Genomic DNA, 25,168 nt, shown 5'->3' with positions numbered 1-25,168 from the left:
TAATGTAACCTATAACTAATATAGTAATTAATAATGGGTATAATATCAAATTCGTCTATCCTATATATTATACCATTTATAGCCAATTAACCAAACTGTGTTTGTTTATCATGGATTTCTATAGTTTCTCTCTTGTTTACTTTATATTTCAATAATTTGTATTGTTATTGCATTTTAATAGCATTTAATATGTCTTTTGTATAATTATAATCATTGAATATGCTTTCATATATTGTTAAAATTAATAAACAGGGGTGATTTTATGATTATAAAAACTTTTCTTAAATTTTTGTTGAAAACCTTTTTTGTTTTGTGTTTTACTTTTTCTTTTATAGCCTTAAGCGTTTATTTTACTTTGCTTTTTAAGCCATTATATTATATGGATATTAATGTTTTAAATATTGAAAGTTCCACCAATTTAAATAAAGAGGAACTAAAGGCTAATTATGACTATCTAATTACATATTTAACCAAAAACACAAGTGAAGAATTCAATCTTCCAACACTTCCTTCATCTAATAATGGCAAAACTCACTTTAAAGAAGTTAAAGTAATATTTGATAAACTTAAGGTAATGCTGATTTTCTCCATATTAGTAAGTATTGCAGGTGTATTAGTAAACAAGAGCCATAAAAAAATAAAGTACTTGTTAAGTAGTTCCATAGTTTTAATAATCATGCCAATAATGTTACTTATACCATTTTTAATTAATTTCGATAAAAGTTTCACTATTTTTCATCAAATCTTCTTCAAAAATGATTACTGGCTATTTGATATTAAAACTGACCCAATAATAACGATCCTTCCACAGAATTTTTTCTTTCATTGCTCACTATTAATAATTTTCTGCATTATTATAATCAGCATAACCTTAAGATGTATATATAAATCACAATACAAAAAACAGTATTCTTTATAATATTTTGTTATTAAATCATCGCCTGCGGAGCTGAAAATACTCACTACTTATGAAATGCCTTTAAATATAATCTCGTTAATTTTTAATTAGTTTTTTTCCTTTTAATCATAGCCTTGATTATTGAATTCCCTTTAAATATCCCTATAAGGGATAAAATAATCATGGTTATACCTATAGTTATTAAACTTGTAACATCCCAAGCATATATTTTTTGACCAAAGTAAGAAGATATAAAAATACCTGGAATTCTACCTAATGTTGAATATACAAAGAAATCTTTAAAAGAAATATCTGATACTCCACATATATATGCTAGAGCATCTTTTGGTATTCCCGGGATTAAGTAAAAGATAAATACAACAAATTTTTTACTTCCTGCTTTTAATATTCTCCTAAAAAATTTTACTTTCTTATTTAATATCAATTTTTCTACAAGAAGCTTACCATAGTTATTAGATATAAAATATACTGCTATACTTCCTAAGGTAATACCCATTAAAGATACTATCCCACCTAAAAAAGTACCAAAAATGTAACCTCCAGCCACTTGTATAAATTCCCCCGGAATAAAAAAAACAACAACTTGTATAACCTGCATCAGAATAAAAACTAAAATACTGAAATTTCCATAAGAACGAATAACTTCTTTTAATATATTAGGATTTTTCAATATATATGAATACTTAAAATAATATTCATATCCAATATATATGAAAAATAGTAAAACTGATGATAGTACTATATATTGTTTATATTTTGATAGCTTTATTGTAATAGCATCCCATATTTTTTTCATTATCTTTTATCCTCTTCATTTTTATAAAATTCAACATACATCCGTATGCTTATCCCCTATTAGTATTTTGCTTAATTTTTATTATTTTATTCGATTTTAATATTATTTTCCCTTGCGTAATAAAATAAATACTGTTGTGCAAACCCTGATGTGTTTTTAAATTTATCTCTAGCAAAGATTCTTATCTTGGGTAGCGACACATCTGGTGCTAAATAAAAAAATTGCATTGCTCTTTTAACCCATACATCCACTGGAAAAGCAGAATATTTTTGCATAGAAAATAACATGATACAATCAGAGACCTTTGGGCCAATACCGTTAAGTTTTTTTAGTTCTTCATGACAAATATCATCTTCCTGGGCTTTAATAGATTCCAAACTCACTTCACCAGTATATACTCTATGCACTGTGTCTTTTACGTACTTAGACCTAAATCCTAGACCACAACTCTTTATATCTTCTAGCGACGCCCCTTCTAAATCTGAAACCGTTGGAAAGGTGTAGTAGGTTTCGCCTTTATATTCTATTGCTTTTCCCCATTTTTTGCTCAAATTGTCTATGGCTCTTTTTATCATAGGGATTCTATTATTTGAAGAAATTATAAATGACATGGTAAGTTCAAAAGGCTCCTGTTGCAATAATCTGATGCCATAACCAAAGTCAACGGATTTTTTAAGAAGAGGATCCTTCTGAAATTCATCCTTTATAACTGTATAATCTCTTTTAAGATCAAAATAATCACACCAAAGCAGATTAAATTCTTCTTCATTTATATTATATATTTTTACCTGCGTATTTTTCTTTTCTACTTCTATTACCTTGCCATATGCCACTCCTATGTAGTTACCACTGGCTTGTTTGTTCCATCTAAAACATTGACCGCATTCGAATATATGGTCTAATTCAAAATTCCCTACATCTTTTATAATGATACCTTCATTAAATGATTCAACATTTTTGTAATCCATAATTTTCCCTTTCGTTAATTCAGTTATTTATTTTTAATTCTCTTATAACAATTTCATCTAATATCTCAGTAGCTGTTTCAATCATAACTCGGCATCCAATATCTTGCTTTTTATATTTTGCTTTAAGCGCCCCGCAATTATCTGTACCTAATTTTGCTTCAAACTTTTGGAAGAACTCCTGACATAGCTTCTTAACTCGCTCTCCTTCATGTGCTCTTTCTTTAGTGAATAGTATACCTATAACTGCTAAAGAACCTGTTATAGCTCCGCATACGCTTTCTATGCCCATTCCACCACCAAAGGATGACATAACTTTAAAGGTTTCACTTTTCAAATTCATATTATATTCATCACTAGCAGCATAAATCATCACCTCAGAACAACTTAAATCACATTCTTTAGTATAATATTTGTTTATTTTATCCATCAACATACATGTCCCTCCTTATATTGTTTATTATTTAAGTTTATTATATCAAATTATTATCCCTTAGTTATGAATTTTTTGTATTTTTTGCGTTTTTTTTGGGGACAGTTAACAACTTTTAATCCTTTTAGCTCTTTAATGTCAAATAGTTGTTAACTGCCCCTTATATTTTACCCATTTCCCGCTTAAGCAACTCCACAATTTACTGTTTAAAACTAGAGAAGGACGGTTAACAATTATTAACTAATAAACTAGCTAATAATTGTTAACCGTCCCCGTTTCTCCTACAAAAATCATTTATGAAACGCAACTAATTTTCTTATTTGATTTACAATGGTTATAAATCATTCCCCCATTTTAGATACTAATCTTTTGCATCTATATTACCATTTTCATACTTTTTGTATTACTTATTTTACTTGCTACAAGATTTACTAAATCTACTGTTCTAGATGAATATCCCCATTCATTATCATACCATGCTAGTACCTTTAAAATGTTTTTGCCTATGACCATGGTTGAAAGTCCATCAACTATAGACGATCTATCATCACCCTTATAATCTATAGATACTAATGGTTTTTCTGAATAACCTAATATACCTTTAAGCTCATGTTGTGATGCATATTGGAATGCACTATTTACTTGCTGCACAGTTACTTCCCTTGACATTTCACATATAAGCTCTGTTATAGACACTGCTGCGGTAGGTACCCTTAAAGATGAACCATTGATTTTGCCTTCAAGACTAGGAATTACCTTTGCAAGCGCTTTCGCAGCACCAGTAGTTGTAGGAATTATCGATTCCCCTGCGGCTCTAGCACGCCTTAGATCTTTATGAGTTTTATCTAGTATTTTTTGATCATTAGTATATGAGTGTATTGTTGTCATACATCCATTAACTATACCAAATTGTTCATCTAATACCTTAGTAAAAGGTGCAAGGCAATTGGTAGTACAAGAGGCATTGGAAATAATATGGTGTTTTTGAGGATTATATTTTTCGTCATTAACTCCCATAACTATTGTTATATCCTCATTTTTTGCTGGTGCGGTAATTAGTACCTTTTTAGCCCCTGCTTCAATATGTTGCATAGCCTGCTCTCTCTTCGTATATATGCCTGTTGATTCTATAACAACATCTACGCCTAGTTGCTTCCAAGGCAAATTCTTAGCTTCTTTTTCATTAAACACTTTAATTTCTTTACCATTTATTATTAATGAGTTACCTTGTGTTTCTACTTTGCCTTTAAATGTTCCATAACAAGAATCATAGGTAAAAAGATGTGCAAGAGTTTCTACATCTGCTCTTGCATTTATAGCTACTATTTCTGCTCCTTCGTATAAATTTTCTTGTGCAATTCTTAATACAACCCTTCCTATTCTTCCAAAGCCATTTATAGCGATTTTTACACACATATTTACTCCTCCAATATACATTCTATTTTATGTATTGTGATACACTATTTCTTTATATAATTTTAAATAAGCACATATTTTCATATAGTTTTTTACAATTCATTAAATCGTTTACAATGTAATGTAGTTTATATAATTATATGTGCTATACTATTTATATCAATATACTGCACTTTTGTCAATAGTAAATGTGTTAATATTTTTCTAAATATGTAATTATATATTTAATTTCCCACTTAATACTTATATTTTTTGTTTCTCAAGCATAGAAATAATAAAAACAACTCCATAAACCTTAGTTTATGGAGTTGTTTAAGTTGAACTCTATTATTTTGTTAGCATTTCATTTATAGCTTTAGCAGCTTTTTTGCCTGCTTCCATTGCCAATATAACTGTAGCAGCTCCTGAAACAGCATCTCCACCGGCATATACATTTTCTTTAGAAGTTAAGCCAGTTTCATCTTCTGCAATTATACATTTCCATTTATTAATTTCTAAACCTTCTGTTGTTGACGCAATTAATGGATTTGGTGATGTTCCTAGAGACATTATAACTGTATCTACATCAATTATAAATTCTGAACCTTTAATAGCTATAGGTCTTCTTCTGCCTGAAGCATCAGGCTCGCCAAGTTCCATTTTTATACACTTCATACCTATAACATTTCCCTTTTCATCTCCTAGGATTTCAACTGGATTCACAAGTAAATCCATTATAACTCCTTCTTCTTTTGCATGATGAACTTCTTCAGCTCTTGCTGGAAGTTCTGATTCTGATCTCCTGTATACTATATGGCCTTCTGCACCTAGTCTTACTGCTGTACGCACAGAGTCCATCGCAACATTACCTCCACCTACAACAGCTACCTTGCTTCCTGTTCTAATAGGGGTACGATAGCCCTCTTTGTATGCTTTCATTAAATTGTTTCTAGTTAAATATTCATTAGCAGAGAATACTCCATTTAAATTTTCTCCCGGTATTCCCATGAACATTGGCAGTCCTGCACCTGATCCAATAAATACAGCAACAAAATCTTCTTCTTCCATTAACTGATTTATTGTTACGGTTCTTCCCACAATAACATTCGTTTCTATTTTAACACCTAATTTTTTTACATTTTCAACTTCATGTTTAACAACTGTTCCTTTTGGCAATCTAAATTCTGGAATTCCATATACCAAAACTCCACCAGCTTCATGCAGTGCTTCAAAAATAGTTACATCATATCCATCTTTAGCGAGTTCCCCTGCACAAGTAAGTCCAGCAGGGCCGCTTCCTATTACAGCAACCTTCTTACCATTCTTAGGCTTTGTTTGTGAAATATCAACATTATGTACTCTTGAATAGTCACCTACAAATCTTTCAAGTTTACCTATAGCTACAGCTTCTCCCTTTATTCCAAGTACACATTTGCTTTCACATTGGGTTTCTTGTGGACAGACTCTTCCACAGACAGCTGGTAATGCACTATATTTTGCTATTACTTTAACCGCCTCTTCAAATTCCCTATTCTTAACATGTTGAATAAACCCAGGAATATCTATGGCTACAGGACATTTAGTAACGCACTTTGGATTTTTACAGTTTAAGCATCTTGTAGCTTCTTCAACTGCCTCATCTTCTGTATACCCTAGACATACTTCTTCGAAATTAGTTGCTCTTATTTTTGGATCTTGTTCTGCTATTTTCACTCTATTCATTTTACTCATTATTTAGTACCTCCTAAGCCACAGCCTGGTTTAATTCCTTCATTTTTAGAAACTTCTTGGGTTTTGTACATTGTTTGTCTTCGCATTGCTTCTTCAAAATTAACCTTGTGGCCATCAAATTCTGGTCCATCTACACATGCAAACTTAGTTTCACCGTCTACAGTAAGTCTGCAAGCTCCACACATTCCTGTGCCATCTACCATAATAGGGTTCATGCTTACAATAGTTGTTATTCCAAGTTCTTCTGTTAATTTGCAAACAAACTTCATCATTATCATTGGTCCAATAGCAATAACTAAATCATATTTTTTGCCTTCATTTTGAACTAATTCTTTTAATTTATTTGTAACAAGTCCCTTATATCCATAAGAACCATCATCAGTACATGGATAAACTGTGCCTGCTACGCTCTTCATTTCTTCTTCCATAATCACATACTCTTTAGCCTTTGCGCCTATTATTACATCTGCTTTTACGCCCTGCTCATTTAACCATTTAACTTGAGGATAGACTGGAGCTGTTCCAAGTCCACCTGCTATAAACATGATTTTCTTATTCTTTAGCTCTTCAATGCTCTCACTCATTAATTCTGATGCTTGTCCAAGGGGTCCTACGAAATCTAAAAACGAGTCACCAATTTCATAGTTTTCCATTTCTTTTGTTGAACATCCTATTGTTTGAACTACAATAGTAACTGTACCTCTTTTAGTATCATAATCAGAAATTGTGAGTGGTATTCTTTCACCTTTTTCATCCATTTTGATAATTACAAATTGACCTGGTTTTGCTGATTTAGCTACTCTTGGCGCCTCAATATCCATTAAAAATATTTGGGGTGCTAATGCTCTTTTGTCAATGATTTTATACATTTTTATTCCTCCATATTCATCTATGATTTTGTATCTTTATAATAAGTACATTAAAACCTTAATTATTGTAATATATACTTTGCTCATTATAACTTCATTTTACCACACAGGGTTAATTTACATGGATTAATATCCATTTTTTTATATCACCTTTATTAGTAAAACGATTGCAAGGCATCTTTGTTTAGATACCTAAAGTAAATAGACAGGTGGTAAAGAGCATAGAAATACTAATGCTATTTACCACCTGTCCTTTTATCTGAAAGTTTCGTCAAAGCTAACTTGCTTTGAGTTTCTTCTTCGATGCCCATATTAAATGGATCTCTCCAGGGACATGTCCAATTATTGTACTCTACCTGAAAGCTTCCGAGTAATTCTTAGCAAAATTCACTCGTTTCTTCTTCGGTTACCCCAAAATATATGGGATATCTCCAACAATTATCATCCACCCATATTAAATTACATTTATAGTTTAAGTCTTTCTACATGTATAGTCAACATAAACTACCTTATCTCTTATTTGTTTTTTCTATAAGTAGCATAAAAATAGCATAGATTTGCAATTTAGAATTATCTTCTAAAATTGCAAATCTAATTTATATTAGTGTGCTCTAATCATTTAAGTTAAATCATCACCTGCGCAGCTGAACTGTCGTTAAAAAGTAACTTTTTCTCCTGTAAAGGTGCAATTGAACACTTTTTTCATTTCATCAACATTTATTGGTCTTGGGTTAGATCCTGTGCACGCATCTTTTATAGCATTTTCAGCCATAAATTGTACATTTGTCTCAAATTCTTCTTTAGTTATACCATATTCAGCTAAAGAACATGGTATATTCATAACTTTATTTAGATCCCTTATCATATTAGTTAGTGAATCTATTAATTCATCTTGTGAATTTCCAGCTAATTTTAAGCTTCTTGCAATAGCCGCATATCTATCTCCACAAGCTTTTTTGTTGAAATCAATAACATATGGAAGGAATATTGCGTTTGCACAACCATGAGGAATATGTAAGACAGCGCCTGTTTTATGTGCCATACTATGAGCAATTCCTAGTAATGCATTTGAAAATGCCATTCCAGCTAAGCATTGCGCAATGTGCATTTCATTTCTCGCTTCCTCATTTCCTTCAAAGGACATTAATAAATTTTCTTTAATCATAGTTATAGCTTGCATTGCTAAGGGATCTGAAAAACTTGAATGAAGTCCTGCTACATAAGCTTCAATTGCATGAGTTAATGCATCCATACCTGTATGTGCTACTAATTTAGGTGGCATAGTTTGAGCTAGTGCTGGATCAACTATTGCTATATCTGGTGTTAGATTAAAATCTGCTAGTGGGTATTTTATTTTTGCTTTATAATCAGTAATTACTGAAAATGCCGTAACCTCAGTTGCCGTTCCACTAGTTGATGGTATAGCTATAAATTTAGCTTTTTGTCTTAGCTCTGGAAGCCCAAATGGTATAACCGCTTGTTCAAAAGTAAATTCTGGATATTCATAAAAAATCCACATAGCCTTTGCTGCATCTATTGGTGAACCGCCACCTATTGATACTATCCAGTCTGGCTGAAATTCTCTCATTACTTTTGCACCATTCATAACTGTTTCTACTGATGGGTCTGGTTCTACACCAGTAATATGCTTAACTTCAATTCCTGCCTCTTTTAAATAAGCTTCAACCTTATCTAAGAATCCAAATTTTTTCATAGAGCTTCCACCAGTAACTATTACTGCTTTTTTACCCTTTATAGTTTTTAAAACTTCTAATGAATTTTCTCCAAAATAAATATCTCTTGGTAGCGTAAATCTGTTCATTATATTTGCCTCCCTATTTAAAATAAAATTATATGTTTTTACACTTATGTATTTATCAATGTGTTAGCCTTGTTATTTGTTTAACTACATTGTTAATTATATAACGCAGGCAATATAAAGTCAACCTTTTAGCAAGTTCTAATAAAAACAAGAGCATTATAACTTGTTATAAGTTATAATGCTCTCTAAATTCATGTTTCATATTAAAATACTATATTATCTTGTATAAACAAAGAATCCTTTTTTAGTTTTTCTTCCTAATAATCCACCTCTAACATATTTTCTTAAAAGACTATGAGCTCTGTATTTAGAGTCTCCAGTTTCTTTATATAAAACATCCATTATCGCAAGGCATACATCTAGTCCTATAAGGTCTCCTAGTGCTAGTGGTCCCATTGGGTGATTAGCTCCGAGCATCATTGCCTTATCAATATCTTCTGCTGATGCGATGCCTTCAGCAAGTATTCCTACTGCTTCATTCACCATTGGGATTAGTATTCTGTTTACCACAAATCCTGGTGCTTCTTCCACTTCTACTGGGTCTTTTCCAATAGCTATAGCTACTTCTTTTACAAGACCAAAAGTCTCTTCAGATGTAGCCATTCCTTTAATTATTTCTACAAGCTTCATCATTGGCGCTGGATTAAAGAAATGCATTCCTATAACTTTATCAGGTCTATTGGTAGCTGCTGCTACTTCTGTTATAGAAAGTGAAGATGTATTTGATGATAAAATAGTTTCTGGTTTACAGATTGTATCGAGCTCTGCAAAAATTTGTTTCTTGATTTCCATGTTTTCTACAGCAGCTTCAACTACTAAATCACAATCTGCTGCTAAACTCATATCAGTAGTTCCTGTAATTCTTGAAAGTATTTCTTCCATTTGATCGTTTGTTATTTTTTCCTTACTAACTAATCTTTCTAGGTTCTTTTTGATTCCAGCAAGTCCTTTATCTACAAATTCATCTTTTATATCTCTTATTATTACTTCATATCCCTTAGCTGCAAATGTTTGAACAATTCCAGCTCCCATAGTTCCAGCTCCAAGTACAAAAATCTTTTCCATAATAACACACTCCTCGAATTTTATTTTGTCAAAATTTAAAAGTAGTATCTATTTTTAAAACTTACTTTAACACTAAATTTCAGCATTAAAGTAAGTTCAATTAAGATATATTTAAAATCAAATTATTTACTTTTTAATGCATTAATTTGAGCTATCATTTCTGGAACAACTTTACTATAATCTCCAGCTATTGCTACATCAGCAACTTTCATGATAGGTGCTGTTGCATCTTTGTTTATAGCTATTATATAATCAGAATCTTGCATACCAGCTAAATGCTGAATAGCTCCTGAAATACCACAAGCTATGTACACGTTTGGTCTAACAGTTTTTCCTGTTTGACCTACTTGAACTGCTTTATCTACCCAGTTATTTTCAACTGCCGCTCTTGATCCTCCAATAACCCCACCAAGGGTAGTTGCAAGTGATTCAAGTATTTCGAAGTTTTCTTTACTTCCAACTCCACGACCACCAGATACAATAATATTAGCATCTGCAATATCTGCTAAAACCTCAGCAGCTTTTACAACTTCTAAACTTTTAGTTCTGATATCTGATTCAGTTAAATTCACTTTAACTTTTTCAATTGCACAACTTCTATTTGCATCTCTAGATAATTTTTCAAAAACTCCTGGTCTTATAGTAGCCATTTGTGGTCTATGATCACCACAGACTATTGTAGCCATTAAGTTTCCTCCAAATGCTGGTCTTGTCATAAGTAAATTGTTGTTTTCTGCATCTATATCTAATGATGTACAATCAGCAGTTAATCCTGTTGAAAGTCTTGCTGATACTCTTGGCCCTAAATCTCTTCCTAGGTAACTAGCTCCTATGAAGATTATTTCAGGTTTTCTATCATTTGCTAAATCACATATAACTTTTGCATATGCATCAGTTGTAAAGTGACCGAGTAGTGGATGATCAGCAACTATTACTTTATCAGCACCATATGCTACTAGCTCTTTAACCATATCATCTGTTTTATTTCCAAGGAGTACAGCTGTTAACTTTTCTCCTAATTTATCCGCTATTTCGCGTCCCTTACCTAAAAGTTCAAATGAAATTTTTTGAAGTTCTCCATCTCTTTGTTCAGCGAAGACCCATACACCTTTGTAATCTGCTATATTCATGTTAAATCCCTCCTACTTCTTAAATAAAGTGATTTTCTTTTAATTTTGAAACTGCATACTCAGCAGCTTCTTTAGCTGGTAATTGTATTAATTCTCCGTGTCCTTTAGGTTCTTTAGTCATAGACTTTTTAACCTTTGTTGGTGAACCTTTTAGACCAAGAACCTCTTTATCTGCTCCAATATCATCTGCATTCCAAACTTTAACTTCTTTATTTTGATACATTTCAAAAATATTTTTTATGTTCATGTATCTTGGCTCATTTAACTCTTTTATAGCTGTTAAAAGAACAGGAGTTTTAACTTCCATGTCTTCATATCCATCTTCCCAAGCTCTTCTAACTTTTAATCCGCCCTTAATTATGTCAACTTTTTCAACATAAGTTATTTGTGCAAGATTTAAGTGTTCTGCTATTTCTGGTCCAACTTGCGCTGTATCTCCATCTATAGCTTGTCTACCTGCAAAAACCACATCATAGTCTAATTTCTTTAAAGTTGCTGCTAATGCATGAGAAGTAGCTAATGTATCTGCTCCTGCAAACGCTCTATCTGATACTAATATTGCTTCATCAGCACCCATAGCTAGTGCTTCTCTCAAAGCTTTTTCTGCTTGTGGTGGTCCCATGCTTATTACTGTTACATGAGCACCATGTTCATCTTTCAATCTTAAAGATTCTTCCAAAGCATTTTTATCATCTGGATTTATTATAGATGGAACTCCTTCTCTTATGAGTGTTCCTGTTTTTGGATCTATTTTAACTTCATTTGTATCTGGAACTTGTTTTAAACATACAACTATATTCATTCTTAATTCCCTCCTACTTTAATAAATTTCCAGCTATAACCATTTTTTGAACTTGTGAAGTTCCTTCATATATTTCAGTTATCTTAGCATCTCTCATCATTCTTTCTAATGGATATTCTTTAGTATATCCATATCCTCCGAAGATTTGAACAGCTTTAGTTGTAACTTCCATAGCTGTTTCTGACGCGTATAACTTCGCTCTAGCAGCTTCTACTGTATATGAAAGACCATTGTCCTTATTCCATGCTGCTTTATATACTAAAAGTCTAGTAGCTTCAATTCTAACATCCAACTCAGCTACCATCCATTGCAAACCTTGGAATGCTGAAAGTGGTTTCCCAAATTGTTTTCTTTCTTTCATGTATTTAGTAGCTTCTTCTAATGCTCCTTCTGCAATTCCTAAAGCTTGAGCTGCTACACCAATTCTTCCGCCATCAAGAGTTTTCATTGCGATACCGAAACCTCTTCCTTCTTTTCCAAGTAAGTTTTCTTTTGGAACTATACAGTTTTCAAATACAAGTTCAGTAGTTGATGATGCTCTTATTCCTAATTTATCTTCTTTTTTACCAATTGAGAAGCCTTTAAATCCTTTTTCAACTATAAAAGCAGTAATTCCTCTTGTTCCTTTGCTCTTATCAGTCATAGCAAAAACTATAAATATATCAGCTACTCCACCGTTGGTTATAAATATTTTTGAACCATTTAATATATAATTATCACCATCTAAAGTTGCTGTAGTTTGTTGTTCTGAAGCATCTGTTCCTGCGTTAGGCTCAGTTAACCCAAAGGCACCTAATTTCTCTCCTTTTGCAAGTGGAACTAAATATTTCATTTTTTGATCTTCTGTACCAAACGCATCTATTGGTCCTGCACATAATGAAGTGTGAGCTGATAGTATAACTCCTGTAGTTGCACATGATTTTGATAATTCTTCAACAGCAATAGTGTATGATAAATTATCTCCACCCGCTCCACCATATTTAGTAGAAATCGGAATACCCATCATATGGTATTTAGCCATTTTTTCTACAGTTTCTGTAGGAAATCTTTCTGTTCTATCAATCTCCGCAGCCAATGGTTTAACTTCATTTAGCGTAAATTCACTTACCATTTGTTTTACAAATTCTTGTTCTTTCGTCAATGCAAAATTCATTAATCTTCCTCCTCGCTATTTCCTAAGTTAGGTAACAATTGTTATCTACCTATTTTTTTAATTTATTTATTTTTAAAGCATTTCTCTGATTTTTCAAGAAATGCTGTCATTCCACTTTTTTGATCATCAGTCGCGAAACACGCGCCAAAAATTTCAGCTTCATAAATTAAAGCTGTATCTATATCCATTTGCATACCCCTGTTTATTGCTGTTTTACATAACTTAACAGCTATAGGTGCATTGCTTGCAATTTTTTTAGCTAACATTTTTGCTTCTTCAACTAAATTTTCAGGCTCTACTACCTTATTGACAAGCCCTATTCTTAAGGCTTCCTCTGCATTAATAATTTCTGCAGTAAATAGTAATTGTTTAGCCATACCTGTGCCCACAAGCCTAGCGAGTCTTTGAGTACCTCCAAATCCAGGTGTTATTCCAAGGCCGGCCTCTGGTTGTCCAAATTTTGCTTTTGATGAAGCTATTCTGATATCACAAGCCATAGAAAGCTCACAACCTCCACCTAGCGCAAAACCGTTTACTGCTGCTATTATAGGCTTTTCTATAGTTTCTAGTTTTCTAAATACACTGTTTCCTAAATTACCAAATCTTCTAGCACCCATTACATCAAGGTCTTTCATTTCTGAGATATCCGCTCCTGCAACAAAAGCTTTTCCCTCTCCTGTTATAATCACTGCGTAAATCTGGTCATCACTTGCAATTTCATCAATTGCTAGTTCTAGCTCTTTTAATGTTTCTGTGTTTAATGCATTTAGAGCTTTGGGTCTACTAATTGTAATAACTGCAACTTTGTCTTCTTTTTGAAGAACAACATTTTTGTATTCCACAACAATCCACTCCTTACGAATTAATCCATTATTAACTATTCGTTAATAATATAACAATTAAAATTAAAAATAGTTGAAGCACTTTGCCTCAACTACAGTATATCTCTTTACAGTGCTTATTTCAACAAAAAAAACACTTTTTTATTTAAAAACAGTGTTTTTCAACTTATAATTATGCTAAATGTTCCACCATAATTTTATGGATATGTCCTATCATTCATTAAACAACTGAGGGTTAAAAGGCTTTCACTTAAATGGACATTCTCCACTATTATTTCTTCCGGTACCTCTAAATCCACAGGTGCGAAATTCCATATACCCTTAACCCCATTTGTTACCATCATGTCAGCAACTGTTTGAGCATTGTTTTTTGACACACAGATTACACCAATGTCTATGGGAGTGGCTTTTAAAAATCCCACTAATTCATCTATGTCTATTACTTCAACATCTCTAATTTTGAGTCCTATTAGCTTTGGATTAATATCAAAAATACCAGCTAAATTAAATGCCAATTTTTCAAAATTAGTATAATTAGCAATAGCTTGCCCAATATTGCCTGCACCTACTATTATCATCTTATACTCTTTTGACAATCCTAATATTCCGCTAATTTCATTTAATAATTCTTTAACATTATATCCGTATCCCTGTTGCCCAAAATCTCCGAAACAGTTCAAGTCTTGTCTAATTTGAGATGCTGTAAATCCAATTTTTTCCCCTAATTCTTTTGAGGATATTCTATCTACATCATTTTTCAAAAGTTCTCTTAAATATCTATGGTATTTAGGCAATCTTTTAATAACTGCCATTGATATATTTTTTTTTCTTTCCACAATTTCACCCCTCTGCGAACATCATAAATTTCATATTATTAATATTACCACACTATTATAAATTAACACTACTTTTTATTACAAATTTAATAGCTCTTATGATATTTTCGCCATTTTACTCCATTTCTACACTGTTTTTTAAAATTAATCCAACATATATTTATTTTTCACTACAAAAATTTCAATATAAATAGTACAATAATATAGGAATAAGATTTAATTAATATTATAATAGTAATACTACGAAGCAGGGAAGGTGAACATAATAATAGTTCTAAGTTGCAAAGATATTCACAAAAGCTACGGTATAGATGTTATTTTAGACAAAATAACTTTTAGTATAAATGAAGGTGAAAAAGTCGGTTTTATTGGTGCTAATGGAGCTGGTAAATCTACACTTTTTAAAATACTTACAAACCAATTGGATTCTGATAATGGTGAGCTATTTATAGATAAAAACAAAAGAATTGGTTATCTATCTCAGGATTTAACATTAGATTCAAATAATACTATATACGAAGAAACACTTTTAGTATTCGATAATCTATTATCATTAGAAAATAACCTTAAAGATTTAGAATCAAAAATGAATGAACCTTATGATGCTTCAAAAGAGGAATATACTAACAGAATAATAAAAGAGTATACATTAACTTATGACCTTTACAATAATCGCGGCGGATACACCTATAAAGGAGAAATTAGTAGGGTTCTTAAAGGTCTTGGCTTTATGGAAGAAGATTATAATAAGCCAATTAACATATTAAGCGGGGGTCAAAAGACTAGAGTTGCACTATGCAAGTTATTACTTAAAAATCCCGATGTACTTTTATTGGATGAACCTACTAACCACCTAGACCTCGATGCTATAGAATGGTTAGAAGATTATTTGAAATCCTATAAAGGAACTATGTTTATAATATCCCATGATAGATTCTTTTTAGATGCTATTTCTAATAAAACTTTTGAGCTTCTTAATGGTCATGTAGATTGTTATAATGGGAACTATACAGCTTTTATTGACTTAAAGAAAAAAAATTATGAGATTCAGTTAAAAGCTTACCATTTGCAACAATCAGAAATAAAAAGGCAAGAAGATATTATAACTAAGTATAGATCCTTTAATAGAGAAAAAAGTGTAAGAGCTGCGGATAGTAGACAAAAATCTTTAAACAAAATGGAAAAGATTGATCTTCCTGATAGGGATCCTAGGGAAACTCGTATGAATTTCGAAACAGAAATTAAAAGTGGAAATGACGTTCTTCATATAGAAAATTTATCAAAATCATTTGGAGACAATCTTTTGTTCCAGAATCTAAATTTAGATATGAAAAGATCAGATAAGATTGCTCTTATAGGTGAAAATGGCCGAGGAAAAACCACGCTTTTTAAAATTATTATGGATAAAATGGCCAGCGATACAGGCATCAAAATATTAGGAAAAAATATTTTTGTAGGATATTATGACCAAGAACAATCAAATTTGAATGAGGAAAAAACTATAATAGATGAGGTTTGGGATGAATTTCCTAAACTTACTACCACAGAAGTGCGCACTGCCCTGGCTGCATTTTTATTCATAGGAGAAGATGTTTTTAAAAATATCTCCACCTTAAGCGGCGGAGAAAGATGCAGGATAAATCTTCTGAAAATCATGTTATCTAAATCCAATTTTTTACTATTAGATGAACCAACAAACCACTTGGATATTATGTCCCGTGAAGCCTTAGAAGACTCAATCCTGGGATATGACGGCACCGTTATTGTAATATCCCATGATAGATATTTCCTAAACAAGGTAATTACTAAAATACTTGAATTAAATCAAGATGGTCTCAAAGAGTTTTTAGGTAATTATAATTATTATGTGGAAAAAAAGAAAAATCCGCTTAGATTCCAAGTAGAAGAAGCACAGGCCGGAATGTCAAAAACTCAAATTAATTTTGATAAAAAGAAGAAAAGAGAAGAATCAAAATTAGAAAAACAAAAGAAAACGGACTTAAAAGATCTGGAAGATAAAATTTCTTCATTGGAACAAAAATCAGAAAAATTAAATAACGATTTATGCCTAGAAGAGGTCTATTCAAACCCCGTTAGAAGCTCAGAGGTAAACAATCAGCTTGCAAATGTTAAAAACGAACTTCAAGATCTTTATGCAGCTTGGGAAGACTTTATAGATGACGCAGAATAAAAATAACGCCATTAAATATAATATAAAAAAAAGCATGAAATTTATCCTACGTGCCTTGCAAACGAGCTCAAAACTGGAAATTCCATTTAAAATTCTAATCTTTTGCGATATAAAATTTCCTATCGCTCACATTCGCCATCCTGGCTCAGGTTCGCTAGCCTGTCGTCCTGACAGGCTTACGGAAATTTTATATCGCAAAAGAAGAATTTTTAAATGGAATTTCAATGTTTCTTCGCTTCTTATTGCAATGCACTACGGATAAATTTCATACTTAGTTACTTAACTACTATCTTAATAACCATTGAATGTTCGGCATGTAGGATGTGACCGATAGTATATAATGAGTTTTACAGGCTCTTAGTTTATGTAGTGAAAAAGTTCCGTAAGCAGACCAGGACGGTCTGCTAGCACTTCTGAGACAGGATGTCGAATAAGTGCGTTAGGAACTTTTTCATGGAATAAACTTAGAGTCTGTTAACGAATGCTCTACTATCAGAACAGCCTACATGCCGAACTTTGATGATCATAAAGGTTTAAACCAATGCTCCTTCTAATAATACTTTAATGTTATCCTTATAAATTTTATTGAATTGGCTTATTGGAAGAGGATTTTCTCCGAGTCCAACCTCAATGGTGTAGCCAGGTTTTCTATATTTATCTATAAACCAATCCTTATATCCTGCAAAACTTGTAATTCCATAGGTTTCTGCGAGTTCATAACCACTTAGGCCTGAAAATATCTCTCCTATTTTTCTAGCTTCCGGACTAGCTAAATTTTGAAAATTCCAGTATATTACCTCCCCTTGACTATGATAAGCTATCACTAATCTAAAATTATTTTTTCTCGTAAAATCTGCTACAGCTTTAGATTCTGATTCTGATTCTGGCGCCGTACCTGAATATCTTGAAGGCCCTGGTCCATATACTCCATAGCTTTTTTCTGCCTCCTTTGACTCTAGCCATAGAGCATCGTAATTATGATTAAGGTCTACCCCCCTTATATTTGCACTCCAAGTTTTAGAAAAATCCGTACTTCCATTATTCCACTTTATTAAATCATTGTAGTATGGGTTACTCCTATCTAGCCCATTAAGCACTAAGTTAGCTCCATCTGGATTCACCATAGGCATCACATATATACTGCTTTTATTCCATATATCCTGGACATTGTATCCCTCTAAAGTTTGTCCTGTAGCATAGGCTTTAGAAAAATTTTCAATAAACTTCATTAAAAGTACAGTAGTTATCCATTCAATAGCATGATGAGACCCATTATAAAAAATTTTATTAGGTCCATTCCCGAGTTTTATATAATAAAGTTCTTTTCCTAGCTCACTTTTGCCTGCACTGTCAACTTCAATAAATGGATACCTAGCCTTTAGTCCTTCTAAATCTTTTTTCATGATGTCATAAGTGTAGTCAATATTTGTATAAACCACCTCCAATGAATAAGGCACTATAATCTCACGTCCAACTTGCAAATTATTAGGATTTATTTGAGGATTGGCAGTAATTATACTTTGAAGGGTAGTGTAATACCTCCTTGCTATAAGATATAGTGTATCGCCGGGTCTAATTCTATAAGTATCATAACCTATTAAAAATCTATTCATGAGTTTGTAAGTATCATCATTTATTACTCCTGTAGGTGATAGGCCAAAATATCTTTGGAACATGGATACTCCTGCTGCAGTTTTAGATCCATAAATTCCATCTATCCCGTCCACACTATAACCTAATTTATTAAGTAGTGCTTGTATTTCCATTACCTCGGTTCCTCTTGAGCCTATCTTTAGGATTTGCAAATTCCCCCCTCCTAAAATTTCTTATACTACTATTTTATGAAATTTAATGAAAAACGTTACAGTTTTAAATGAACATATTAAAAAAATAAAATAATTTATTAAATATTTGAATCAATATAACATTTGATATGTTTATAATAATATTTTTGTTTCGTTATGTAATACTATTATATAGAAGAGAATAACGAATGTGGTGAAATTAATTTTCACCACATTATCATTTTATCATGTATAACAAGTGTTCATTATGAATTTAATATTAAAAACTTATTTGTATAATATTGCATATAAGAATATACTAAAAATAATACTAATAAATTCAATATGTAAAATATATAGGGGACACTTATTATATGGTGATGGATATGGGATTGATGATTGCTTGTGATGAGCTCCAATTTTTTTTGTTAAAACAAGCATCTCCACCTGGAGTAAAATCAAATGTCATTACAATTCGTAAATTAATTGAAATATATCGTAATTATTAATTTTGGTTACAGGTTTTTCGGAACTTTTATATAAATTTTACTGTAACAAATAAAAAATAGGAGGTATAAAAGATGGTAGGAATAATTCTTGCTAGTCACGGAGAATTTGCTAAAGGCATCTTGCAATCTGGTGCGATGATTTTCGGAGAACAAGAAAACGTACAAGCTGTTACGTTGATGCCTAGTGAAGGCCCTGATGATCTTAAAGCAAAAATGAAAGACGCAATCGCATCATTTGACAACCAAGATGAGGTTTTATTCTTAGTTGATCTTTGGGGCGGTACACCATTCAACCAAGCGAATGGTCTATTTGAAGAACACAAAGATAAATGGGCAATCGTATCTGGTATGAATCTACCAATGGTGATTGAAGCTTATGCTTCACGTTCTTCAATGGAGTCCGCACAGGAACTTGCGGCTTATATCTTAAAACCAGCTAAAGAAGGAGTTAAAGTTAAGCCAGAAGAATTAGAACCAGCGGATAATGCTAAATCTTCAAATGCGACTGCTCAAAAATTGAGTGTAGGTGCACCTGGGTCATTTGAATACGTTTTAGCTCGTATCGACTCCCGTTTACTTCATGGACAAGTTGCGACTGCTTGGTCAAAAAGTGTGCTACCGACCCGGATTATTGTGGTGTCAGATGCAGTATCCAAAGATGAGCTTCGTAGGAAATTGATCCAACAGGCTGCTCCACCAGGTGTTAAAGCTCATGTTGTTCCAGTTAATCAAATGATTAAACTTGCAAAAAATGATCAATCTTTTGGTGGACAACGCGCATTGCTTCTTTTTGAAAATCCACAAGATGTACTTCGCGCGGTAGAAGGTGGAGTACCACTTAAGACAATCAATATTGGCTCTATGGCTCATGCTATAGGTAAAGTTCAACCAAATAAAGTACTTGCTTTCAATCAAGACGATATTGATACCTTCAATAAGCTTAAACAAGCTGGACTTACTTTTGATGTTCGTAAAGTTCCAAATGATTCAAAAGGAAATATGGACGAAATCCTTAAAAAAGCACAAGGCGAATTAAATAAACTGAAATAATCTAACTATTTAAATGAAAAAGGAGGATTAATAATCATGGATCTAAATATTTTCCAAATGATATTAGTCGTTATCGTGGCATTTATAGCTGGTATGGAAGGCATCTTGGATCAATTTCAATTCCACCAACCAGTAATTGCGTGTACGTTAATTGGCTTAGTTACAGGTAACTTACTACCATGCCTAATTTTAGGTGGTACTCTTCAAATGATTGCTTTAGGTTGGGCAAATATCGGTGCTGCCGTAGCGCCAGATACAGCGCTTGCATCTGTTGCATCTGCAATTATTCTAGTTCTTGGTGGCCAAGGCACAGCAGGGGTTCCAGCAGCTTATGCTATTGCTGTTCCGCTAGCAGTTGCAGGGCTATTATTAACAATTCTTTGTCGTACCATTGCAACAATATTTGTACATTTCATGGATGCCGCTGCTGAACAAGGAGATATCAGAAAAGTTGAAATGTGGCATATCATTGCTATTTGTATGCAGGGTGTACGTATTGCAATTCCAGCAGCCTTGATCTTAGCAGTTGGTGCTGGTCCTATTCGTTCAGCACTTGAAGCTATGCCTACTTGGTTAACAGGTGGCCTGGCAATCGGTGGTGGAATGGTGGTAGCTGTGGGTTATGCAATGGTAATCAACATGATGGCTACAAAAGAAGTATGGCCATTCTTTGCAATTGGTTTTGTGCTTGCAACTATTTCACAAATTACACTTATCGGACTAGGGGCAATCGGTGTATGTGTGGCTCTTATTTACTTAAAGCTTTCTAAACAAGGCGGCTCAGGTAATGGTGGAAGCTCAAATACTGGTGATCCATTAGGCGATATTATTGACACTTACTAAGAAGGGAGAGGACACGAAAATGGCAAATAAAATAACATTAACAAAAAAAGATCGTATTTCTGTTTGGTGGCGTTCAACTTTCCTTCAAGGTTCTTGGAACTACGAAAGAATGCAAAACGGTGGCTGGGCATACGCATTAATACCAGCAATCAAAAAATTATATAAGACCAAAGAAGATCGTGCAGCTGCACTCAAACGTCACTTGGAGTTCTTTAACACTCACCCATATGTAGCTTCACCAGTCATTGGTGTAACATTAGCCTTAGAAGAAGACCGTGCAAATGGTTTACCAATCGATGATATAACTATTCAAGGTGTTAAAGTCGGTATGATGGGTCCTTTGGCGGGCATTGGTGATCCAGTTTTCTGGTTTACTGTTAGGCCAATTTTAGGGGCATTAGCTGCTTCTCTTGCTATGGCTGGTAACATACTTGGACCAATTATCTTTTTCCTTGCTTGGAATGCCATCCGTATGTCATTTACGTGGTATACACAAGAGTTTGGTTACAAAGCAGGCTCTCGTATTACCGATGATGTATCAGGTAATTTATTACAAGATGTTACAAAAGGAGCATCCATCCTTGGTATGTTCATTTTGGGATCATTAGTTAACAGATGGGTATCCGTTTCATTTACACCTATAGTATCAACCGTTAAATTAGCTAAGGGAGCCTTCATTGATTGGAGCAAAATTCCTGCTGGAGCAGAAGGTATTAAAGAAGCACTGCTACAACAAGGAAGTGGTTTGTCATTAACTTCTGATAAGGTTACTACACTACAAAATAACTTGGATTCTTTGATTCCTGGAATTGCAGGATTAGGATTGACATTACTTTGTATGTGGTTGCTTAAGAAGAAAGTATCCCCAATTGCAATTATTTTTGGGCTGTTCGCAGTCGGGATTGTTTTCCACTTAATCGGTTTAATGTAATATTTTTCACTCAGCCTGGGCTTTTTAGCCTGGGTTTTTTTGTTACTAAAACTGGTTTTGACAGTTGTGCCTTGCATCACTTGATTATTTCATCTTAAGAAGGTATATTATAAATTATAGTCAATAAGTAAAATGATTTATTAATTAATAGAAACAAATTAAAAACATACAATAGAAGAGAGGTAAATCTTATGGTACAATCACTCAATACAAAGGTGGATCTAGTAATTGAGGCAACGGCCTTAACGGGTTTTACAGAATATGGTAAAATTATGATTGGCGACAAAGGTTTTGAGTTTTATAATTCTCGTGATTCTCGCAAATATATTCAAATTCCTTGGGAAGAGGTTGACAATGTCATTGCGTCCGTATTGCTAAAAGGAAAGTGGATTCCACGATATGCAATCCAAACGAAGAAAAATGGTAACTATATTTTTTCTTCTAAAGAACCAAAAAAAGTACTTCGTGCTATTCGAAAATATGTTGATCCAAGTCATATGGTTAATTCGTTAAGTTTTTTTGATGTGGTCAAACGAGCGGTGCAATCGAGATTTAAGAAGGGTTGATCAACTAAAGAACTTATCATGTGTATAAATTAGGTGAAAAGCAATTTGATTTCGGCTCCTAGTTAAACATAAAAATGTACCCCTAGAGTAGACTTTTTTTAGTTTACTCTGGCGTACATTTTGAATTTCTTTCAAGCCTTATCTACTTAAACGAGTCCTCTCTCAACCATTTCTGTAATAGCAAAACTTGCTACGTCATCTGCAAATTTACCTGGTCCAAAGCCTGCATCATATCCAAGCTCTTTAGCAAGTTCGTGAGTTATTCTTGGTCCTCCACAAATTAAAACAACTTTATCTCTTATTCCTTCTGCTTCTAACAATTCCACTAAATTTGTAAGATTTTGAATGTGTATATCCTTTTGAGTTACTGTTTGAGAAACTAGAAGAACATCTGCTTTAAGCTCTATTGCTTTTTTAATGAATTCTTCATTTTCAACTTGGCTTCCTAAGTTCAAAGCTTCTATCATAGGATATCTCTCAAGGCCATAGTGACCTGCAAAACCCTTCATGTTCATTACAGCATCAATACCAACTGTATGAGCATCTGTGCCTGTACTCGCTCCAATTATTATGACTTCACGCTTAATGTTTTCTTTTATATACTCTCCAATTTCTTTCATATCCATTACTTCGCCCTCTACAGTTTGAACATGGACTTCTTCATAGTTTACGGTATGTATTAATGAACCATAAACCACATAGAAACTAAATTCACTATCTAAAGCGCGATGATGAGCACAGTTTGGATCTTTAAGTCCCATAGATTTGGCAAGTTGAAGTGCCGATTCTACTCCTCTTTCATTATCTTCTACTGGAAGTGTGAAGCTCACTTGAACCTTTCCGTCATTCATTGTATCACCATAAGGTTTAAGCTTTGTTAAATCTAAACTTTTATCATAATCTTTAACTTCTAATGAATATTGTCCCTCACTCATTACTTTTTCCCCCTTGCGTGCTCATTCTGTGCACAGCAATTATCAATTGTTGTGCCTCCTAACATTAAATCTATAAATGGGTTGAAGTAAGCTTTTTCTTTTTCTACAACTCCTGCAAGTCCTTTTCCACCAGCAAGTGGCCTCTTAATTCCTGCAAATTTTCCTTGCTCTATTGTACTAAATAAACCCTCTTTTTCAATTTCTCCGATTAAATCTGCTGCTTTATTTAATACTTCGTCTACTCTTGTTTCCATTATGCCACCTTTTTTGAAGGTTATTTCTGATCCTAAATCTTTCATAGTTCTAAATATATATTGAGCATTATCTATTGCAAGAGCTCTATCTGACATAAATGGAGTGTGTATTGCTTCTGTAAGCATTCCTAGAAGATGTAGTTTTTGTCCTGTCATAATAGTAACCATGTTGAATAATGCATCTTGTACTTGACCTTTAAATATATCTCCAGTCTTAAACTTAGTTGGAGGCATATATTTTAGTGGAGCTTTAGGAAAAATTTCTCTTGCCATTTGCGCTTGTGCCAGTTCATATATGAATCCATTTTCAACATCTGGGCTTATTTCAAAAGCATGACCAAGTCCCATTTGTTCTTCTGGAATTCCAGCAACTACTGCAAATTGTTCATTTATAAATTGAGACGCAAGTACAGTATGAGCTTCTTCTACTGCATCTGCTGTAGTTAAGTAGTTATCTTCACCAGTGTTTATTATAACTCCAGCAAATCCGTTAATTACTCTTGAGAAATATTGATCAACTATAGTTCTTTGCATGTTGATATCGCGAAAAAGAATTCCGTATAGAGCATCATTTAGCATTACGTCTAATCTTTCTATAGCTCCCATTGCAGCTATTTCAGGCATACATAATCCTGAGCAATAGTTACAAAGTCTTATATATCTTCCAAGCTGCTCTCCTACTTCATCAAGGGCTGCTCTCATCAGCCTGAAGTTTTCTTGTGATGCAATTGTTCCTCCAAAGCCTTCTGTTGTAGCTCCATAGGGAACAAAATCAAGTAAGCTTTGTCCTGTGGTTCTTATAACTGCAATTATATCTGCTCCTTGCTTTGCTGCTGCTATTGCTTGAGTTATATCTTCATAAATATTACCTGTAGCAACTATTGCATAAAGATATGGGCCACTCTTATCGCCGAATCTTTTAAGATAGGCTTCTCTCTTGCCTCTATTTTCACTAATTTTAGCAACCATTGCTTTAGCTACTTTATCTACAGCCATTTTTATTTCAAATTCATCATGCATAGGAAGTTTAGTTAAATCTATGCCACCCTTTGCTACACTCTCCGCAATTTCTTGTGGCGAAAGACCAGTTTCAACCATAGCATTTCCCATAAACATTGCAGCACCAAGTGCTAATCCGTTGCCATTTTTAATATTATCCACGACGATATTTGGAATAGGTACTCCCACTTCATCTACCCCATCAATGCCTAAAAGTCTACAAACAGTTCTTTCTACTGTTACTGTAGTATGTATATCAATAAATTCTTGTGTATCTTTTGCTATATTTTTAGCTGATTGTCTAGCTTTATCAACTACAGCCCAATTTAAATTTAACTTGCTTTCCAT

General features: G+C 33.1%; 24 protein-coding genes and 1 riboswitch. Of the genes, 8 read left to right on the top strand and 16 right to left on the bottom strand.

The features are described from left to right. The first annotated feature begins 262 nt into the window (after window positions 1-262). Entirely contained in the window at window positions 263-919 is a 657-nt protein-coding gene (locus ACREV6_RS25500; protein WP_431580844.1) for a TIGR01906 family membrane protein, read from the top strand. An 82-nt stretch (window positions 920-1,001) separates the two neighbouring features. On the opposite strand, the gene ACREV6_RS25495 is transcribed toward ACREV6_RS25500, so the two are convergent. The 13 genes from ACREV6_RS25495 to ACREV6_RS25435 form a co-directional block, all read right to left on the bottom strand. Then, on the bottom strand, window positions 1,002-1,715 hold the full coding sequence (locus ACREV6_RS25495) for a TVP38/TMEM64 family protein (RefSeq protein WP_431580843.1): 714 nt from the start codon (window positions 1,713-1,715) through the stop codon (window positions 1,002-1,004). A gap of 86 nt (window positions 1,716-1,801) precedes the next feature. Beyond that, a complete protein-coding gene (locus ACREV6_RS25490; RefSeq protein WP_431580842.1) occupies window positions 1,802-2,683 on the bottom strand; it encodes a DNA-3-methyladenine glycosylase family protein in 882 nt (293 codons plus the stop codon). A 19-nt stretch (window positions 2,684-2,702) separates the two neighbouring features. Beyond that, complete coding sequence (locus tag ACREV6_RS25485) at window positions 2,703-3,116, bottom strand: C-GCAxxG-C-C family (seleno)protein (RefSeq protein WP_431580841.1); 414 nt, start codon at window positions 3,114-3,116, stop codon at window positions 2,703-2,705. A 372-nt stretch (window positions 3,117-3,488) separates the two neighbouring features. After that, a complete protein-coding gene (gene gap, locus ACREV6_RS25480) occupies window positions 3,489-4,529 on the bottom strand; it encodes a type I glyceraldehyde-3-phosphate dehydrogenase (RefSeq protein WP_431580840.1) in 1,041 nt (346 codons plus the stop codon). Between the two features lie 327 nt (window positions 4,530-4,856). Next, the gene (gltA, locus tag ACREV6_RS25475) at window positions 4,857-6,239 is read right to left on the bottom strand and encodes an NADPH-dependent glutamate synthase (RefSeq protein ID WP_431580839.1); all 1,383 of its coding nucleotides are present in this window, start codon (window positions 6,237-6,239) and stop codon (window positions 4,857-4,859) included. Next, the gene (locus tag ACREV6_RS25470) at window positions 6,239-7,108 is read right to left on the bottom strand and encodes a sulfide/dihydroorotate dehydrogenase-like FAD/NAD-binding protein (protein ID WP_431580838.1); all 870 of its coding nucleotides are present in this window, start codon (window positions 7,106-7,108) and stop codon (window positions 6,239-6,241) included. Before ACREV6_RS25470 ends, gltA begins: the two co-directional genes overlap by 1 nt. Before the next feature lie 237 nt (window positions 7,109-7,345). Continuing rightward, window positions 7,346-7,448: riboswitch (glycine riboswitch) on the bottom strand. A 315-nt stretch (window positions 7,449-7,763) separates the two neighbouring features. Then, the gene (locus tag ACREV6_RS25465) at window positions 7,764-8,930 is read right to left on the bottom strand and encodes an iron-containing alcohol dehydrogenase (protein ID WP_431580837.1); all 1,167 of its coding nucleotides are present in this window, start codon (window positions 8,928-8,930) and stop codon (window positions 7,764-7,766) included. A gap of 216 nt (window positions 8,931-9,146) precedes the next feature. Continuing rightward, entirely contained in the window at window positions 9,147-9,995 is an 849-nt protein-coding gene (locus ACREV6_RS25460) for a 3-hydroxybutyryl-CoA dehydrogenase (RefSeq protein ID WP_431580836.1), read from the bottom strand. A 122-nt stretch (window positions 9,996-10,117) separates the two neighbouring features. Then, window positions 10,118-11,125, bottom strand: a complete 1,008-nt coding sequence (locus ACREV6_RS25455; RefSeq protein WP_431580835.1) for an electron transfer flavoprotein subunit alpha/FixB family protein — start codon at window positions 11,123-11,125, stop codon at window positions 10,118-10,120. Window positions 11,126-11,144: 19 nt separating this feature from the next. After that, window positions 11,145-11,927 carry an electron transfer flavoprotein subunit beta gene (locus ACREV6_RS25450; RefSeq protein WP_431580834.1) on the bottom strand — a complete coding sequence of 261 codons (783 nt, stop codon included), beginning with the start codon at window positions 11,925-11,927 and terminating at the stop codon, window positions 11,145-11,147. A 13-nt stretch (window positions 11,928-11,940) separates the two neighbouring features. After that, window positions 11,941-13,080, bottom strand: a complete 1,140-nt coding sequence (locus tag ACREV6_RS25445) for an acyl-CoA dehydrogenase (protein ID WP_431580833.1) — start codon at window positions 13,078-13,080, stop codon at window positions 11,941-11,943. Between the two features lie 62 nt (window positions 13,081-13,142). Beyond that, window positions 13,143-13,922, bottom strand: a complete 780-nt coding sequence (locus tag ACREV6_RS25440; RefSeq protein WP_431580832.1) for a short-chain-enoyl-CoA hydratase — start codon at window positions 13,920-13,922, stop codon at window positions 13,143-13,145. 197 nt (window positions 13,923-14,119) lie between these two features. Next, window positions 14,120-14,758, bottom strand: a complete 639-nt coding sequence (locus tag ACREV6_RS25435; protein WP_431580831.1) for a redox-sensing transcriptional repressor Rex — start codon at window positions 14,756-14,758, stop codon at window positions 14,120-14,122. Between the two features lie 265 nt (window positions 14,759-15,023). Between ACREV6_RS25435 and abc-f the strand changes: the two genes are divergently transcribed. Together abc-f and ACREV6_RS25425 are read left to right on the top strand one after the other, a co-directional pair. Then, complete coding sequence (gene abc-f, locus ACREV6_RS25430) at window positions 15,024-16,949, top strand: ribosomal protection-like ABC-F family protein (RefSeq protein WP_431580894.1); 1,926 nt, start codon at window positions 15,024-15,026, stop codon at window positions 16,947-16,949. Beyond that, window positions 16,936-17,211 (top strand): hypothetical protein, encoded by a 276-nt coding sequence (locus ACREV6_RS25425; RefSeq protein ID WP_431580830.1) that lies wholly within the window; start codon window positions 16,936-16,938, stop codon window positions 17,209-17,211. Before abc-f ends, ACREV6_RS25425 begins: the two co-directional genes overlap by 14 nt. Window positions 17,212-17,482: 271 nt before the next feature. Here the strand turns inward: ACREV6_RS25425 and ACREV6_RS25420 are convergent, their stop codons facing one another. Next, window positions 17,483-18,754: a M14 family metallopeptidase gene (locus ACREV6_RS25420; RefSeq protein WP_431580829.1), complete on the bottom strand. Its 1,272-nt coding sequence runs from the start codon at window positions 18,752-18,754 to the stop codon at window positions 17,483-17,485. Between the two features lie 353 nt (window positions 18,755-19,107). Here ACREV6_RS25420 and ACREV6_RS25735 point away from each other — a divergent pair, with 353 nt between their 5' ends. The 5 genes from ACREV6_RS25735 to ACREV6_RS25400 all read left to right on the top strand — a co-directional run bounded on the left by ACREV6_RS25735 (window position 19,108) and on the right by ACREV6_RS25400 (window position 22,632). After that, window positions 19,108-19,242 (top strand): PTS sugar transporter subunit IIB, encoded by a 135-nt coding sequence (locus ACREV6_RS25735; protein WP_503417277.1) that lies wholly within the window; start codon window positions 19,108-19,110, stop codon window positions 19,240-19,242. Between the two features lie 72 nt (window positions 19,243-19,314). After that, on the top strand, window positions 19,315-20,292 hold the full coding sequence (locus ACREV6_RS25415; protein ID WP_431580828.1) for a mannose/fructose/sorbose PTS transporter subunit IIA: 978 nt from the start codon (window positions 19,315-19,317) through the stop codon (window positions 20,290-20,292). A 36-nt stretch (window positions 20,293-20,328) separates the two neighbouring features. Then, complete coding sequence (locus tag ACREV6_RS25410; protein ID WP_431580827.1) at window positions 20,329-21,135, top strand: PTS mannose/fructose/sorbose transporter subunit IIC; 807 nt, start codon at window positions 20,329-20,331, stop codon at window positions 21,133-21,135. A gap of 19 nt (window positions 21,136-21,154) precedes the next feature. Then, entirely contained in the window at window positions 21,155-22,066 is a 912-nt protein-coding gene (locus ACREV6_RS25405) for a PTS system mannose/fructose/sorbose family transporter subunit IID (protein WP_431580826.1), read from the top strand. 191 nt (window positions 22,067-22,257) lie between these two features. Beyond that, window positions 22,258-22,632 (top strand): DUF956 family protein, encoded by a 375-nt coding sequence (locus tag ACREV6_RS25400; protein ID WP_431580825.1) that lies wholly within the window; start codon window positions 22,258-22,260, stop codon window positions 22,630-22,632. Between the two features lie 146 nt (window positions 22,633-22,778). Here ACREV6_RS25400 and kamE read toward each other — a convergent pair whose 3' ends face one another. Next, window positions 22,779-23,567 (bottom strand): lysine 5,6-aminomutase subunit beta, encoded by a 789-nt coding sequence (gene kamE, locus ACREV6_RS25395; protein ID WP_431580824.1) that lies wholly within the window; start codon window positions 23,565-23,567, stop codon window positions 22,779-22,781. Then, entirely contained in the window at window positions 23,567-25,168 is a 1,602-nt protein-coding gene (gene kamD, locus ACREV6_RS25390; RefSeq protein ID WP_431580823.1) for a lysine 5,6-aminomutase subunit alpha, read from the bottom strand. Before kamD ends, kamE begins: the two co-directional genes overlap by 1 nt.

The sequence above is a fragment of the Clostridium sp. genome (genome assembly GCF_050717515.1).
Taxonomy (GTDB): domain Bacteria; phylum Bacillota; class Clostridia; order Clostridiales; family Clostridiaceae; genus Clostridium_AD.
This window is presented reverse-complemented; position numbering and strand designations above follow the sequence as displayed.